Annotated in this window: 15 protein-coding genes and 1 riboswitch; of the genes, 9 read left to right on the forward strand and 6 right to left on the reverse strand. The window is 69.8% G+C overall.

What is annotated here, in order from left to right; all coding sequences use genetic code 11:
- Positions 1 to 5: 5 nt before the first annotated feature.
- Positions 6 to 647 carry a superoxide dismutase gene (locus ACWGDB_RS07600; RefSeq protein ID WP_453821566.1) on the reverse strand — a complete coding sequence of 214 codons (642 nt, stop codon included), beginning with the start codon at positions 645 to 647 and terminating at the stop codon, positions 6 to 8.
- Positions 648 to 868: 221 nt separating this feature from the next.
- Here ACWGDB_RS07600 and ACWGDB_RS07605 point away from each other — a divergent pair, with 221 nt between their 5' ends.
- From ACWGDB_RS07605 to ACWGDB_RS07615, 3 genes are all read left to right on the forward strand, one after another.
- Positions 869 to 1150, forward strand: a complete 282-nt coding sequence (locus ACWGDB_RS07605) for a transcriptional repressor (RefSeq protein ID WP_453821567.1) — start codon at positions 869 to 871, stop codon at positions 1148 to 1150.
- A 326-nt stretch (positions 1151 to 1476) separates the two neighbouring features.
- Positions 1477 to 2526, forward strand: coding sequence for a tRNA (adenosine(37)-N6)-threonylcarbamoyltransferase complex transferase subunit TsaD (gene tsaD, locus ACWGDB_RS07610; protein WP_453821568.1), 1050 nt, complete (start codon positions 1477 to 1479; stop codon positions 2524 to 2526).
- On the forward strand, positions 2526 to 3092 hold the full coding sequence (locus ACWGDB_RS07615; RefSeq protein ID WP_453821569.1) for a GNAT family N-acetyltransferase: 567 nt from the start codon (positions 2526 to 2528) through the stop codon (positions 3090 to 3092). Before tsaD ends, ACWGDB_RS07615 begins: the two co-directional genes overlap by 1 nt.
- Before the next feature lie 148 nt (positions 3093 to 3240).
- Here the strand turns inward: ACWGDB_RS07615 and ACWGDB_RS07620 are convergent, their stop codons facing one another.
- The 3 genes from ACWGDB_RS07620 to ACWGDB_RS07630 are packed head-to-tail and all read right to left on the reverse strand — an operon-like array spanning position 3241 to position 5282.
- Positions 3241 to 3786 (reverse strand): GNAT family N-acetyltransferase, encoded by a 546-nt coding sequence (locus ACWGDB_RS07620; RefSeq protein WP_453821570.1) that lies wholly within the window; start codon positions 3784 to 3786, stop codon positions 3241 to 3243.
- Between the two features lie 54 nt (positions 3787 to 3840).
- Entirely contained in the window at positions 3841 to 4467 is a 627-nt protein-coding gene (locus ACWGDB_RS07625) for a class F sortase (protein ID WP_453821571.1), read from the reverse strand.
- The gene (locus ACWGDB_RS07630; protein ID WP_453821647.1) at positions 4464 to 5282 is read right to left on the reverse strand and encodes a hypothetical protein; all 819 of its coding nucleotides are present in this window, start codon (positions 5280 to 5282) and stop codon (positions 4464 to 4466) included. The genes ACWGDB_RS07625 and ACWGDB_RS07630 overlap by 4 nt, the downstream gene beginning before the upstream one ends.
- A gap of 280 nt (positions 5283 to 5562) precedes the next feature.
- Between ACWGDB_RS07630 and ACWGDB_RS07635 the strand changes: the two genes are divergently transcribed.
- Positions 5563 to 6624, forward strand: coding sequence for a Rieske 2Fe-2S domain-containing protein (locus ACWGDB_RS07635; RefSeq protein WP_453821572.1), 1062 nt, complete (start codon positions 5563 to 5565; stop codon positions 6622 to 6624).
- 136 nt (positions 6625 to 6760) lie between these two features.
- Here the strand turns inward: ACWGDB_RS07635 and ACWGDB_RS07640 are convergent, their stop codons facing one another.
- Complete coding sequence (locus ACWGDB_RS07640) at positions 6761 to 7216, reverse strand: hypothetical protein (RefSeq protein WP_453821573.1); 456 nt, start codon at positions 7214 to 7216, stop codon at positions 6761 to 6763.
- Positions 7217 to 7315: 99 nt separating this feature from the next.
- Entirely contained in the window at positions 7316 to 8302 is a 987-nt protein-coding gene (locus ACWGDB_RS07645) for a ferric reductase-like transmembrane domain-containing protein (RefSeq protein WP_453821648.1), read from the reverse strand.
- Positions 8303 to 8517: 215 nt separating this feature from the next.
- A riboswitch (cobalamin riboswitch) is annotated at positions 8518 to 8753 on the forward strand.
- A 214-nt stretch (positions 8754 to 8967) separates the two neighbouring features.
- Here ACWGDB_RS07645 and ACWGDB_RS07650 point away from each other — a divergent pair.
- The 5 genes from ACWGDB_RS07650 to ACWGDB_RS07670 are packed head-to-tail and all read left to right on the forward strand — an operon-like array spanning position 8968 to position 14115.
- The gene (locus tag ACWGDB_RS07650; protein WP_453821574.1) at positions 8968 to 9870 is read left to right on the forward strand and encodes a GHMP family kinase ATP-binding protein; all 903 of its coding nucleotides are present in this window, start codon (positions 8968 to 8970) and stop codon (positions 9868 to 9870) included.
- The gene (locus ACWGDB_RS07655; RefSeq protein ID WP_453821575.1) at positions 9867 to 10889 is read left to right on the forward strand and encodes a cysteine synthase family protein; all 1023 of its coding nucleotides are present in this window, start codon (positions 9867 to 9869) and stop codon (positions 10887 to 10889) included. The genes ACWGDB_RS07650 and ACWGDB_RS07655 overlap by 4 nt, the downstream gene beginning before the upstream one ends.
- Entirely contained in the window at positions 10886 to 12139 is a 1254-nt protein-coding gene (locus ACWGDB_RS07660) for an ATP-grasp domain-containing protein (RefSeq protein WP_453821576.1), read from the forward strand. Before ACWGDB_RS07655 ends, ACWGDB_RS07660 begins: the two co-directional genes overlap by 4 nt.
- On the forward strand, positions 12132 to 13397 hold the full coding sequence (locus ACWGDB_RS07665) for an MDR family MFS transporter (protein ID WP_453821577.1): 1266 nt from the start codon (positions 12132 to 12134) through the stop codon (positions 13395 to 13397). Before ACWGDB_RS07660 ends, ACWGDB_RS07665 begins: the two co-directional genes overlap by 8 nt.
- Positions 13366 to 14115 (forward strand): class I SAM-dependent methyltransferase, encoded by a 750-nt coding sequence (locus ACWGDB_RS07670; RefSeq protein WP_453821578.1) that lies wholly within the window; start codon positions 13366 to 13368, stop codon positions 14113 to 14115. The genes ACWGDB_RS07665 and ACWGDB_RS07670 overlap by 32 nt, the downstream gene beginning before the upstream one ends.
- The last annotated feature ends 24 nt before the right edge of the window (positions 14116 to 14139 follow it).

Raw genomic sequence — 14139 nt, forward strand, 5'->3', positions numbered from 1 at the left:
CGCCATCACGGTGCAAGGAGCAGGCTGTCGCCGCGCTCCTTGGCGGCCGCGTAACGCCGGGCCACGTCCTGCCAGTTGACGACGGCCCACATGGCGTCGATGAAGTCGACCTTCTGGTTCTTGTACTGGAGGTAGAAGGCGTGCTCCCAGGCGTCGAAGACCAGGATCGGGGTGGAGCCCTGGCCGACGTTGCCCTGGTGGTCGTACACCTGCTCGACGATGAGGCGGCCGCTCAAGGGCTCGTAGGCGAGGACCCCCCAGCCCGAACCCTGCGTCGTAGCGGACGCCTTGGTGAGCTGTGCCTTGAAGCCCGCGAACGAGCCGAAGGACTCGGCGATCGCGTCCGCCAGCTCGCCCACGCCGTCCTTCTCCAGCGGCTCGCCACCACCGTCACCGGTCATGTTGTGCCAGTAGATCGAGTGCAGGATGTGCCCGGAGAGGTGGAAGGCCAGGTTCTTCTCCAGGCCGTTGATCGAGCCCCACGACTCTTTGTCCCGAGCCTCCGCCAGCTGCTCCAGGGTGTCGTTCGCGCCCTTGACGTATGCCGCGTGGTGCTTGTCGTGGTGCAGCTCGATGATCTGCGGGTTGATGACCGGTTCGAGCGCCGCGTAGTCGTAGGGAAGCTCCGGGAGCGTGTAAACCGCCATGTCCAACGTCCTCCGCCATAATTGCCACTGATGTGCAGTTGCACGCTAACAGCAACACTGGCTGCCCGCCGATCGGGTATGGGTCCCCGGACGACGGTCGCGTCGCAGACCAGGAGGCGTTCTCACCGTTGCAACAGACTCGTCATCAGCAGCACACGACAGCGTCGCAGGAACCCCGTGCACTGCTGAGGCGACACGGGCTTCGGTGCACGCCGGGCCGGTTGCGGATACTGGCCCTGCTCCGCGCCTCCGACCATCACGTCTCCAGCGGAGAGGCCTGCGCGCACCTCGCGTCGGTCGGAGAGGCCATTCACCAGGCCACCGTCTACCGCACCCTTGAGACCCTGAGGGCCGTCGGGCTGGTGCACGCGGTCCCCAGTCCGGGCGCGACGCGCTACGGCCTCACCGGTGAGCCGCACCACCACACCGTGTGCCGGCAGTGCGGGCGTGTCGCCGCCCTGGGGACGGACCATGGGAAGCGGTGGGGCGGATCGAGGAGCTGACCGGGCTACGGCCGGACGCGGCGGGATCGCTCCTGGTCTACGGTCGGTGCGCTCGGTGCCCTGCCGACGCCTGAGCTTTCCCACCATCTCGGCACCCTCCCAGCACCTGTAGCGAAGTGAGCCCTCGACGGAGACCGGCATCCGTCCTGGTGCTGGACGGCGTACACGGCGAGCCGAACATGCGGATTTCGGGGGCGATTCCCGGGGGCGACAGGGGCGCACTCCGCTGGGCGATGACCAGCACACTCTTGCTCGGGTACACATCCCGCGACTCTTATTGCACACTACTTGCAATAGCTTAGAATATGCAGGAAGAGAGGTGGGCCATGGGGTCGCGGATCGTGCTGGGCATCGAGTCGTCCTGTGACGAGACCGGTGCGGGGCTGGTCCGGGACGGGCAGTTGCTCGGCCACGCGCTCGCGTCGAGCATGGACGAGCACGCCCGCTTCGGCGGCGTGGTCCCCGAGATCGCGTCCCGGGCGCACCTGCAGGCCCTGCGCCCGGTGATCCAGCAGGCGCTGGACGACGCCGGGCTGCGGTTGTCCGACATCGGAGCGGTCGCGGTGACCACCGGGCCGGGCCTGTCGGGCGCGCTCCAGGTGGGCGTGGCGGGGGCGAAGAGCATCGCGTACGCGCTGGGCGTGCCCTTGCACGGCGTCCACCATCTCGCCGGTCATGTGGCGGCCGACACGCTGGAGCACGGGCCGCTGCCCGACCCCTGCATGGTGCTGATCGTCTCCGGCGGTCACACCTCGCTGCTCCTCGTCCGTGACCTCGTCCGCGACCCGATCGTCCACCTCGGGGACACGCTCGACGACGCTGCCGGGGAGTGCTTCGACAAGGTCGCGCGGGTTTTCGGGCTGCCGTATCCCGGCGGTCCGGCCATCGACCGGGTGGCGCGCGCGGGAGATCCGCGCGCCGTCTCGTTCCCTCGCCCCCTTCCGGGCTCGTACGACTTCTCCTTCTCGGGGCTGAAGACGGCCGCCGCCCGCTGGGCCGAGGGACACTCCGGCCGCGAACTGCCCGTGGCCGACGGGGCAGCCTCACTCCAAGAGGCTGTGGCCGACGTACTGACCCGCAAGGCGGTGGCGGCCTGCCGGGAGCACGGGGTCAGCACGCTCGTCGTGGTCGGTGGGGTCGCCGCGAACTCGCGGGTGCGGTCGCTGGCCGAGGAGCGGTGCCGGGCTGCCGGCATCGAGTTGCGGGTGCCGCCGCTGAGGCTGTGCACGGACAACGGCGCGATGATCGCTGCCGTCGGCGACCTCCTCGTACGCGCCGGAGCCGAGCCCGCGCCGCTGGACGTGTCGATCGACCCGTCGGCACCCCTGGAGTACGCCTCTCTGCGGCCGTCCGCCTCGTTGGTGGGTGCGGCCTGATGAGCATCCGCATCTTCAAGGACGACGACCTCCTTGCCCACACCACCGCCCTGCGCTCCGTCTACGTCGACGCCTTCTGCGCCCCGCCCTGGAACGAGGAAGAGGAGAAGGCGGAAGAGTTCGCCGGACGGCTCCCGGTGAACGTATGCCGCCCCGGCTTCACCGCCGCGCTCGCCTTCCACGGCTCGGAGGTCATCGGCTTCGCCACGGCCTGGACCACCCCCGCTCCCTTCCCCACCGACCGCTGCTATCCGCAGGCCGCCGCCGGCCTGGGCACCGACCACACCGTCGACTGGCTGTGCGGCGCCCGCGAGATAGACGAACTCGCCGTCCGCTCCTCGGCACGCGGCACCGGACTCGCCGGCGAGCTTCTGGAGGCAGTCACCGAGGACGCCGCCGACGGCCGCTCCTGGCTGCTGACCTCCGTCCAGTCGACCCGAGCCATGTCCTTCTACCGCGGCCAGGGCTGGACCCAGGCCACCCACCCGTCCCCCGACGGCAAGGGCATCGTCGTCTTCCTCAGTCCCCGTCACCCCGCCCGGTCCCTGGCCGCCCAACCCCTGTAAGCATCCGGAGTCCTACCGTGCGCACCGCCGAGATCCGCCGCCGTTTCCTCGACTTCTTCGCCGAGCGCGGCCACACCGTCGGTGGCCCGCTCATTGGCGGCAGTAGGGAACTCCGCCGCAGAGCGCTGTGTGCCTCAACGTGGTCAGATCAGGTCCGCTGGGGCTCCTGGTCCGTGGCCAGCCGCGCATGGCGCTCGACGTCGAAGCGCGCACCGTCGTACTCCAGCTTCTGCCGTTCGATGCCCTCCGCCGCAAAGCCCGCAGCCCTGGCCACCCCGCATGACGCCGGATTGTCGATACGGTGACCCAACTCAAGTCGGAACAGCCCGACTTCGTCGAAGGCCCAGCGAGCCAGCGACTGACAGGCCCGTGATGCGACGCCTTGGCCGCGGGCCGACACCGTCGTCCAGTACGACACCCACCCGGTGCTGTGGCGCCGGTTCACCGCGCCCACCGCGACGTTCCCCAGAACGGTGTCAGCACCGTCGACCACGGCAAAGGCGAAGGCGGAACCCGAGACCCACTGGTCGGCTTGGACCGCGAGCCATCGCTCAGCCGCCGCCGGCGACTTGATCGGCTTGCTGACCTGCCGGCTCATCAGCAGATCCGCGAACGCCGTCACCACGGACCGGGCATCCCCGTCCGACCAACGACGCAACCACAACCCCGAGGACGCTTCCCAACGATCACGCATCCGCGTGAGTGTTCCCCAGCCGCGGCTTCACCGCCACCTCTTACCGACTCGGCATCAAGCCACTCCCGTCATGGTCGCGAACACCACCACGTTGTTGGGGTAGTAGTGCCGGTCCGCGTCGAACTGGCCGCCGCAGGTGACCAGCCGCAGCCCGGCGTGGTCGACGTTCTTGTACACCTCGAGAGTGGGGAACTTCGCCTTCTCGTATTCCTCGACCCGGTCCACCGTGAAGGTGGCCGTCTTCCCGTCCTCGCGCGTCACCTCCACGGTGTCGCCGGCCGACATCTGGTCCAGCCCCTTGAAGACGGCGTCCGCACCGTCCCAGGTGACGTGTCCGGCGATCACCGCGGGTCCCTGGGAGCCGGGGGTGGGGCCGGGTTCGTACCAGCCGGCCAGGTCTGGGTTCTTGGGGGTCGTCATCGCCCCGTCCGCGTTCTGCCTCAGCGTCTCCAGCGTGCTCGACACACCGAGGGACGGGATGGTGACCTTCTGCGGGACCGACCGGTCCAGAGCGGTGACTGTCTGGTTTCCCGTCGACGCATCAGCGGTCGTGCTCTGGCCTGGAGACGTCTGTGATGCCGAAGTCCCCTGGCCACCACAGGCAGTGAGCAGCAGGCCCGCGACGGCAGCGGCGATCACGGCGGCGGGGGCACGCCGCGCGCGCAGGACCGGGTGCCTCACGCGGCTTCCCCGGCCTTCGCCACCGCGACACCGGACGCTTTACGACGACGCACGACGAATACCGCGGCAACCGCCGTCGCCGCAGAGGCCGCGCCGATGGCCACGCCCGGAGCCACGCTCGTGCCGCCGGCCCCGCTGCCCGTCTCGATCCCGCCGACCGGGACGGAGCCGATCGCCGCGCCCTTGACCTCACCGCAGTTGGTGGGTGCGGTCGCCTCCTGGGGCAGCTTCGGGTCGAGTTCACTCTTGCCGGCGCCCTCGAAGTCGTACTTGTCGTTGTTGTTGGGGTCGATGCCGTGCTGGACGACGTGCAGGTCCTTGATGTGGTCGATGACGTCCTGGGAGACCTGCAGGGTCCGCTTGTAGGTGATCTTGCCTTCCTTGTCGGCGACCGGCATGCGGTCTACCGCGAGGCCACTGGTCGCCGCGTCGGTATCTCCCGAGACGGTGAGCGCGATGTTGATGTCGCCGTAGTGGACCGTCGCCTCGGTGTTGTTGAGGATCCCGTCGCCGTCCTTGTCCGCGCTGTCGTCCGGGCACACGAAGTCATGCCCTTCGGTCGACCCGTGCAGGTGCTGCGCGGAAGGCTGACCGGGCACCATGCCTTCGGACTTGATCCACACGGTGAGTTCCTGGCCACGCGCGCTCAGCATCACGGTGCCCTTGGATCCGGAGTCGTTCAGCTGCTCCAGATCGATCTGGTAGGCGGGGGTGTCTTCCTCGGCGAACACCGGGGAGGAGCCTGCCACGGTGATGAGAGCGGCTGCGGGCAGGGCGGCGAGCACCGCGAGACGGCCGGTTCGCATGGACATCAGGTTGGTTCCTCTTCCGGGTGGGGGGCTTATTGCAAAGATTGTGCAGTTACACATACAACGCAGCACTGCTTGCGGGTGTTCAACGGGACTCCGCGACGCACGTGAACCGCGAGGTGAGACCTGAGTGCGGCGAAGGAGTGGATCAGCATGCGCACGCCTGCCTCGCCGAGCAGGCCGAGGAGGGCCGGCTCTCACCCGTCCGGATGCGCCGGGTAGTGCGTGCGCGGCGGGCGGCCGTCAGGATGAAGGGTGCTGTCCCACGGACGAGGGAGAGGTACGCATGGTCGACCTGCGGCGCGTCGGAGCGAACCCGGATTTCTGGTATCCGGTCGCGCTGTCCGGGAGCGTGCGCAGCAAACGGGTGATCGCGACCGCCTTCGCCGGAGAGAACATCGCGCTCTACCGCGGTGAGAGCGGCGCCGTCCACGCACTGGAGGACCGGTGTGCCCACCGCCAAGTGCCGCTGAGCATGGGGGTCGTGGAGGGCGACACCCTGCGCTGCGGCTATCACGCGTGGGTCTACCGCGGCGACGGCCGCCTCTCGAAGATCCCGTATCTGTCCAAGGGGGACGGTAGGCCACCGCGTGGCGTGCGCGGCTACCCCGTCCGCGAGGCGTACGGCCTGGTGTTCGTCTTCCCCGGTGATCCGGAGAAGGCGGCGGTCACCGCCCTGCCCTCCCTGCCGGCATTCGGCTCGGCGAAGTACAAGACCATGACCTTCTCGCGGACCGTGCGCTGCCACTACTCGTTCATGCACGAGAACCTGCTCGACATGAATCACCAGTTCCTCCACCGGGGCGTCCTCGGCAAACTCCATCCCGAATTGCTGGGATACCGGTCCGGCCCGCGGTCGGTGGAGGCCCGCTACTTGTTCACCCATGCCGGGGGCAAACGGAACCGTGGGGCCGGCCTGCTGGCCGCGGAGGGCATCGGCGGCGGTGACTCCAGCGACGTCATGACCATCCGCACCGACTATCCGTACCAGACACTTGACCTGCTCCCGGCAGACGCCGAACGTCCCTCCTTTCGGCTCTGGGCCGCGTACGTGCCCGAGGACGCCGAGCAGCGCACATGTCACACCTACGGCCTGCTCATGATCGAGAAGCCGAGGATTCCCGGGGCCTTGAATGTGGCGTGGCCGCTCATCAGACGCTTCACCGAGCGCGTGTTCGCCGAGGACCGCATGGCCGTCGAAGCTGAGCAGCGGGCATGGGAGCAACAGGGCGAGGACCGCAATCATGAGGTCTTCCCCCTGATCCTGGACGTCCGCGAGGTATTGCGCACCAATGGCGTACCGCTGCGCCCCAAGGCTGCAGCGTGCGGAATCACCCAGGACAGCTAGGCCACGGTAGTCCCCCGCCACTCCGCGGGACCGGCCACCTCCAATGACCCGGACCCCTCCGCAGCGCCGCCACACGGGTGAATGCGGGTGACACGGTCACCGGTACTGTGCCGCTCCGCTACCACCCTTTCTCCCCTCACCTGCTCGGGCGCCACCGGAACCAGTGGTCCACCCCGTCGAGCCTGTAGCGGCGGTCTCCACTGTCGAACCGCACCTCACCCACGAGCCGCCGAGCACCGTCCGGCGCCTGACGGTACGGCGCGAGGAGCAAGTCAAGCTCGTCGTAGCGGGCATCGATCCCTCCGTTCCCCGGATGGCTGTCCGCCTCGACCGTCCCGGCTTCATAAGCCTCGTTCCACCTGACGTAGATCGCCCACTGCTCGCGCTCCATCGCCACGGCGGCCTCGCTCGCGGGCCACACGAGGTACTCGTCGGCCTCGTCGTCGCGGTCGTAGTCGCGGCCCTCGTAGTAGTGAGGGACATCACCGATGACCGCGAGTCCTTTGCGCGGCCCGTCGTACCACTCCAAGTCCACGTACACACGCTCGAAGCCGTCCGCGATCAACTGCTGCTCGTCCCAGCTCTCAGCCACCTCGGCAGGCTACCGACCAGCGGCACGGGCATCCATGATCACGATTTGGGCCCGTCCCGCAGACGTTCCGGACCAGCCCGTGCCGGCAGCCGGCGTGGATCACTCCGGCTCGTGCGCGTGTGGGCTCGTGGCAGGTGGTTCGACGGGGCGCTCGCGTCCGCCGTCGTGCCCGGATGCCGCGACAGCGACGAGGCCGATGACGACCGCCGCGACGGCGAGGCGGGCCGCCGCGCGTACCACCCAGCTCGGCAGAGAGATCCCGTCACGCCGCCCCGGCACGGTCAGCCGCTCGGACCGCCGAGCGGGCCGCAGCAGCCGGGCCAACAGCAGCACGGCGATGGGGAGTTGCAGCAGCCACAGCACCGTGCGGGGCCATTCGCCGTACCAGACGTTCGTGCCGTAGAGCAGTGTGTGCCACACGCTGAGGACGTAGACGACGATCACGAAACGGTGCAGCCGACGCCAGGTGTTCGCGCCGATGCGGTGGCGGACGTAGAACAACAACCCGAGCGGGACGGCGAGATACAGCGCGCCCTGACCGACGGGGATCGCGATCTGGCCGGTCCCGGAGTCGTACCAGCCAGGCAGGAAGGTGTCGGCGAAGCCGGTCCACAGGCGTTCGGCCCACCCCAACTGAGCCTCATATCGCACGAGTTCGGCCGCGAACATCAGGGCGTGCGCGAACATCAGCGCCATCGTGGTGAGGCTCGTCGTGCGATGCCAGCGTTCCAGGACCTGCCGGGAGACCGGTAGCCGGGCGGGGCGCGGCCCCGACAGCAGCAGGCCGAGCATGACCGTTCCCCACGCCCACAGCAGTCCCGACCAGCCGAACGCCTGGCTCAGCAGGTACATCCAGTAGGTGGCAGGGTCGTCCATGAACGGCATGACCGCGACCGTCGCCGAGTCACCGGACTCCATGCGCAGGTAGAGGAAGACGAACACGGCCGCCGTGACCGCGACGGCCGCGCTCGCGTCGGGAACGGCGGCACGCAGATCGGCGCGCAGGGCGACCCGGTCGACAGCAGTGCGGTCGGGTGCGGGCTGCGCACTCGTGCCGTCGGCCTGCGACGTGGGCTCTGGCAGCATCTCCTGGGCCTTTCGGGCAGCGGCCACCGACGGGCGGTGTGCGTGGTCGTGGAAGCTACAAGTGTGGTTGAGGTGATCGGTTCCACCGAGGCCCAATCCGGCCAGAGCGCTCGTGGTGCCGACACGCTGTCTCAGCTGCTCGTGCCCGACGACGCCACCGGCCACATCAGGACAACCGGCATTGGGCGCCCTGTCGCAGGAGCACGAGCGCACCTACGCTGATGGGCGCAGTCGGTTCGTGCCGCCGGTCCGACCAAGCCCACGGTGGCGCGACGCAAGAGGGAACCCGGTGGGAATCCGGGACTGTCCCGCAGCGGTGAGTGGGAACGAACGCCGTCAATCAGCACTGGCTCCGCGCCAAGAGGGCCGGGAAGCGACGGCCGGTAGGTGTCGCCGGATCTCCGGTGGGCGCGCCCACGAGTCCGAAGACCTGCCACTGCGCCCGCGCGTGAGGTGTGGGCTGTGCACGGTGACCTCGTGGACTGGGTTGGCGGTACGGGCGACATCACGGCGTACTCTGCGCCGCGCCTCCTTCCCGGTCGAAGTTCAGCAGTTCGGGAGTTCCGGGCTCGGGACCAGAAGGAGGGCGTATTCGTGACCACGCGCGTACCCGTCATCCGTGCGCGGCGTCGGCCGGCCCGCGGCTCGGCGGACCGGGACGAGCGGTGCTGACACTCGCCGGAGCAGCCCGCGAGGCAGCCGGCCCGCCGGCCCGCACCGTGTCCGGTGTCTGCCACGGCACCCTGGGCGAGCTCTATCAGGGCCCGCTGCGGGCCGATGCCGAGCCAGACATCGCCGTGGTGTCCTTTCCCCTCGACCGGCATTCCTGGGTGCACTTCACCCCGGGCGTGAATCCGCCCGATCTCCTGCCCCTGGGAGAGAGATCCGCGACCGCGGTCCGGCTCTTCCTGGAGCACTTCGGGCTCACGCTGCCACCGGGCCGCTGGAGCACTCACTCCGACCTGCGGGTGGGCGTGGGGATGGCCAGTTCGACCGCGGACATCGTGGCGACGCTGCGCTGTCTGTTCCGGCTCTTCCGCCTGCGGTACGACGCCGACGTGGTCCTCGGCATCCTCGCCGCCATCGAACGTGCCGACAGCGTCTTCCTCGACGAGTTCGCGCTCCATCTCAGCGGTCGGCACCGGGTGGTCCGGCGCTTGGGTACGGACATCGGTTTCCACACCGCCTTCGTCACCGAACCCGGCACGGTGGACACCGCCGCCGTCACCGGCCGGCTGCTGGAGCAGTACCGGCGGCGCGGGGAGGAGTACGAGCGCTGCCTGGCCGACCTTCTGAAGGGCTTCGCTTCGGGCGATCCGGCCGCCGTTGCACGAGCGGCGACCGCCAGCGCCGCGCTGTCCCAGGAGGTCCTGCCCAAAGCCACGTTCGACAGCCTGCTCGCTCACCGCGAGCGCTTCGGTTCCGACGGGATCTTCGTCGCTCACACCGGCTGCCTGATCGGCTACCTGTTTCCCCGCCGCCCCAGTACCGAGGTCAAGTCCGAACTCTCCGCCTTCTTCCACTCGCTCGGCCACCAGTGCTCGTTCGCCCAAGGAGGCTACGGTTGATCCACCCCCACATCGCCGACGCTCTGAAGGTTCCCGACCTTGTCCGGCTGACCGACAACCTCGTCCTGATCCGTTTCGAGTCGATGAAGATCTACTCGGCGCTCGCGGCGGTCCGCCATCTTCTGGACCGAGGCACCATCCGCCCGGGACAGACCCTGATCGACAGCTCCAGCGGCATCTACGCCTACGCCCTGGCGCTGGCCTGCCACCGGTACGGCATGCGCTGCCACATCGTGGCCTCCACCACCGTCGACGCCACCACGCTCGCCCAGTTGAAGATCCTGCGCGCCACCGTTGAACAGGTCAGGCCGTCCCAGGACCTCAAGCTCGACCAGGAGTTACGGGTGCGGCGGGTGAAGGAGATCCTCGCCGAGCGGCCCGACTGCCACTGGATGCGCCAGTACCACGACGACGTCCACTACCTCGGGTACCACGAAGTCGCCGACCGGATCACGGCCGAGTGCCGGGACCACGCCCTGACGGTGGTCGGAGGCGTGGGGTCCGGCGCGTCGACGGGCGGACTGGTGGAACGGCTCCGGGAAACCGACTCCTCGGTGCGGCTCGTCGGGATACAGCCGTTCGGCAGCGTCACCTTCGGCAGCGAGGACCACCACGACCCCGAAGCGATCATCGCCGGAGTCGGATCGTCGATCGTCTTCGACAACGTCCGCCATCACCTCTACGACGCCGTCCACTGGATGGACTTCGCGCACGCCCTGTCCGGTGCGGTCGCCCTGCTGCGGGAGCACGCGGTGTTCGCCGGGCTCTCCACCGGCGCCGGCTACCTGGCCTCGACGTACGAGGCCCGCCGCCACCCCGACCGGCTGCACCTCGTGATCGGCGCCGACACCGGACACCGTTACGTGGAGGGCGTCTTCGCCCGCCACACCGAAGCCCTCGACCCTGCCGCGCTGAAACCCGCCGAGGTGGCCGAACCGGAGGAGATGACCATGCCGTGGTCCACCATGGCCTGGCAACGCACCCCCTGCCCGGCACGCTGGAAGGAGCGGGCGGCATGAGCGTGGCCTGCCTGGAATCGCTCACGTTCGGGCTCGGGCACCTGGTCCGCGCCGCCGACGCGCTCGGCGAGCGACTGCTGCTCCTCACGCGCGATCCCGCCTACTACACCTACGAGTTGGAGCGCCTTCCCGCCGGTGCCCTGGACGTCGTGGAGCTCGACACCTTTGACGTGGACCAGGTGGCGGACCGGCTGCAGCGGACCCCCGGGCTGCGCGGCCTGATCAGCTCCACCGACACCTGGACACTGGTCGGTGCCGACCTCGCGCACCGTCTCGGTCTGCCCGGACTCGACCCCGGGGTCCTGCGGCTGACCCGGGACAAGTCCGCGGTGCGCAACCACCTGCACGAGGCCGGCCTGACGCGCGGCCGAGCCGTGGAGTCCGCCGCTTCGGTGGACGAGCTGCGGGAGTCTCTGCTCAAGGAGGTCGGTCTGCCGGCCGTGCTCAAGGACACCGCGGGCACGGGGAGCCAGAACGTCTGGCTGGTCCGCGACGAGCTGGCGCTGGACCATGCCCTGGCCGAGACGTCAGGGCGACGGCTGACGGGGCGCCTGTTCGCCGAGCCGTACTTCGGCGGGCCGGTGTACAGCGCCGAGACCCTGACCTGGGCGGGCCGTACCCGGCTGCTGGGCGTCTCCAGCCGGCTGATGTCACCCGAGCCGCACTTCCGCGAGGAGATCACCGCCTTCCCGGTGGCCTTCCCCGAGCCGCGGCGAGTGTCGCTGGAACGGTGGCTCGGGGAGGTGCTCGGCGCCATCGGCTACACCGACCGTTTCGCGCACGTGGAGTTCGTGCTGACCACCGCGGGCCCCGAGGTCGTGGAGGTGAACCCCCGCATCGGGGGTGCCCTGGTGGGCGAGGGTCTGTGCCGGTCGCTCGGAGTCAATGTGTACGAGGCGATGGTCGAGGCCGCACTCGGCCGCCGCCCCCGCCTGATGGACGCGTACCTGCCGGGCGGCCCGGCCGTGGCCTTCGTGCTGGGCTACCCTTCCGCGCCCGGTGTGTTCAGCGAGGTCACCGGGCTCGACCGGCTGGCGGACCTGCCGGGATCGCCGTCCTGGTACCCGGTCAAGCGGATCGGCGATCCCATCGAGCACCTGACGGACAGCCGGGGCTACGCGGGCATCGTCTACGCCGAGGGCGAGACGGCCGAACTCGCCACGCACCGGGCGGTCGCCGCGGCCAACGCCGTACGGGTACTCACGGAACCGTTCCCCGTCCACGCCGACCGGACGGCGCCCGGTGGGTGAACGCACCAAGGGCGCGGGGGAATTGCGGACCGCGCTGTCCTCGCTCGACGGCCCCCTGCGCTTCCTGCTGTTCAGCTCGTTCCTGATTCCGCTCGGCAGCTTCATGGTCCTGCCGTTCATGTCGGTGTTCCTGCACGAACGGCTCGGGATGGGGCTCGGCACGGTCGGCGTGGTGCTCGCCGTGGCGTCCTTGGTGCAGTTCTCCGGGGGGATCGCGGGCGGAGCCCTCGCGGACCGGATCGGGCTGCGCCGCACGATGGTGTGGGCGCTGATCGTGCGCACGGCAGGGTTCGTCGGCCTCCTGGCGGCTCTGCGCTGGCCTCCGTTGGCCGTCCCGGCGCTGGTCCTGACGTGCTGCGGCGCCGCACTGTACCTGCCCGCCAACAAGGCGTACCTGGTGCGGGGCGTGGACGACGAACGCCGCCCCGCGTTCCTGTCGGCGGGCAACGCCGCGCTCAACGCGGGCATGGCGGTGGGTCCGCTGGTCGCAGGCCCGTTCGTGCTGTCCTCGCCGGGCTGGCTGTTCGTCACCGTCACGGCACTGTTCATCGTGGTCACGGCCGGCCACGCACGGCTCCCCGCGGCTGCCGGGGACCGTCCGTCCGCCGCCGGGGCCGCGCGGCAGGGACTGCTGGCCGGTGTGGCGGTCGTACCGTTCGCGGCCAACGCCCTCGCGTTCTACCTGTACTTCCACTTCCAGCACTTCCTGGCGGTGTACGCCGTCGAGCGGGCCTCCAGCGAGTTCTACAGCCTGGTGCTGCTGCTCTGTTTCACGCTGGTCATCGTCGTGCAGCCGCCGGCGTCCGGCCTGATCCGCCGCATGCCGTACGCCACGGCCCTCGCGGTCGGCTTCGCGGGGCTGGCCGCCGGGTTGGCCGTGCTCGCGATCGGCAACCGTCCGGCCCTGTTGGTCGGCGGCGCCCTGATCACCCTGGGCGACATCGTGCTGTTCTTGAAGAACGACCTGGAGGCCCTGCAGCGCAGTCCGCGTTCCGACGCCGTTGTCTTCGGTCAGCAGCGGCTGGCCGCCGGCCTGGGCGCGTGCGCGAGCGGGGTGCTCGGCGGGCAGGTGTACGGCCTCGGCGAACGTGCCGGGAACACCGGCTGGTTCTGGCTGCTGGCCGCCGCCCAGTGCCTGCTGCTCCCGCCGGTACTGCTGACGCTGCGCGGTCACACGGACAAGCAACCCCTCCCCCATCACGACGACGAAGGAGCACTGAGGCCGCATGACACGGACGGGCGGGTTCCTGGACGATGACTTCTGGACCGAGTTCCACGACTTTCTGTTCTCCGAGCAGCGCTACACCCAGGCCGAGGAGCTGCTCGGCTCCTCTCCCCTGCTCTCCTTTCCCTCCGGCGCACGGGTGCTGGACCTGTGCTGCGGGCCGGGCGTGTTCACCGTCCCGCTCGCTCAGCGCGGCCATGACGTCACCGGGGTCGACCTGAGCCCCGCCATGCTCGAGCGGGCGCGGAAGCGGTCCGCCGACGCCGGTGCGCACGTCACCTACGTACGGGCCGACGCACGGGAGTACGAGGCCCCGGGCCACTTCGACGTCGCCCTCAACATGTTCACGTCGTTCGGCTACTTCGAGGACCCCGCCGACAACGCCCGGGTCCTGCGCACCCTGCACACCTGCCTGGCGCCCGGCGGCACCCTGGTCCTGGACCTCGCGGGCAAGGAACTGCTGGCCCGCAGGGTGACCCCACCGAAGGTGGTCCGGCGCGGCGACGACCTGATGGTGCAGACCGACACCGTGCTGGACGACTGGGCGCGGCTGCGCAGCGACTGGGTGCTGGTCCGGGGCGAGCGGGTGACTCGGGCCGCGCTGGTGTGGTTCGTCTACAGCGCCGTCGAGTTGCGTCGGATGGTCGAGGAGGCGGGGTTCGGCCGGGTCGAGGTCTTCGGCGGCTTCGACGGCCGCGCCTACGACGAGAACGCCGAGCGGCTGGTGTTACGGGCGGTACGTGAGGGGTGATGAGGTGCGGGGGCGTGCGGCCGG

Source organism: Streptomyces sp. NPDC055013 (genome assembly GCF_053608645.1).

Excerpts from the sequence above, each read along its gene's own strand:
- ACWGDB_RS07600 (WP_453821566.1), bottom strand. The coding sequence starts at position 647 with ATGGCGGTTTACACGCTCCCGGAGCTTCCCTACGACTACGCGGCGCTC.
- tsaD (WP_453821568.1), top strand. The coding sequence starts at position 1,477 with ATGGGGTCGCGGATCGTGCTGGGCATCGAGTCGTCCTGTGACGAGACC.
- ACWGDB_RS07615 (WP_453821569.1), top strand. The coding sequence starts at position 2,526 with ATGAGCATCCGCATCTTCAAGGACGACGACCTCCTTGCCCACACCACC.
- ACWGDB_RS07620 (WP_453821570.1), bottom strand. The coding sequence starts at position 3,786 with ATGCGTGATCGTTGGGAAGCGTCCTCGGGGTTGTGGTTGCGTCGTTGG.
- ACWGDB_RS07635 (WP_453821572.1), top strand. The coding sequence starts at position 5,563 with ATGGTCGACCTGCGGCGCGTCGGAGCGAACCCGGATTTCTGGTATCCG.
- ACWGDB_RS07645 (WP_453821648.1), bottom strand. The coding sequence starts at position 8,302 with ATGCTGCCAGAGCCCACGTCGCAGGCCGACGGCACGAGTGCGCAGCCC.
- ACWGDB_RS07660 (WP_453821576.1), top strand. The coding sequence starts at position 10,886 with ATGAGCGTGGCCTGCCTGGAATCGCTCACGTTCGGGCTCGGGCACCTG.
- ACWGDB_RS07670 (WP_453821578.1), top strand. The coding sequence starts at position 13,366 with ATGACACGGACGGGCGGGTTCCTGGACGATGACTTCTGGACCGAGTTC.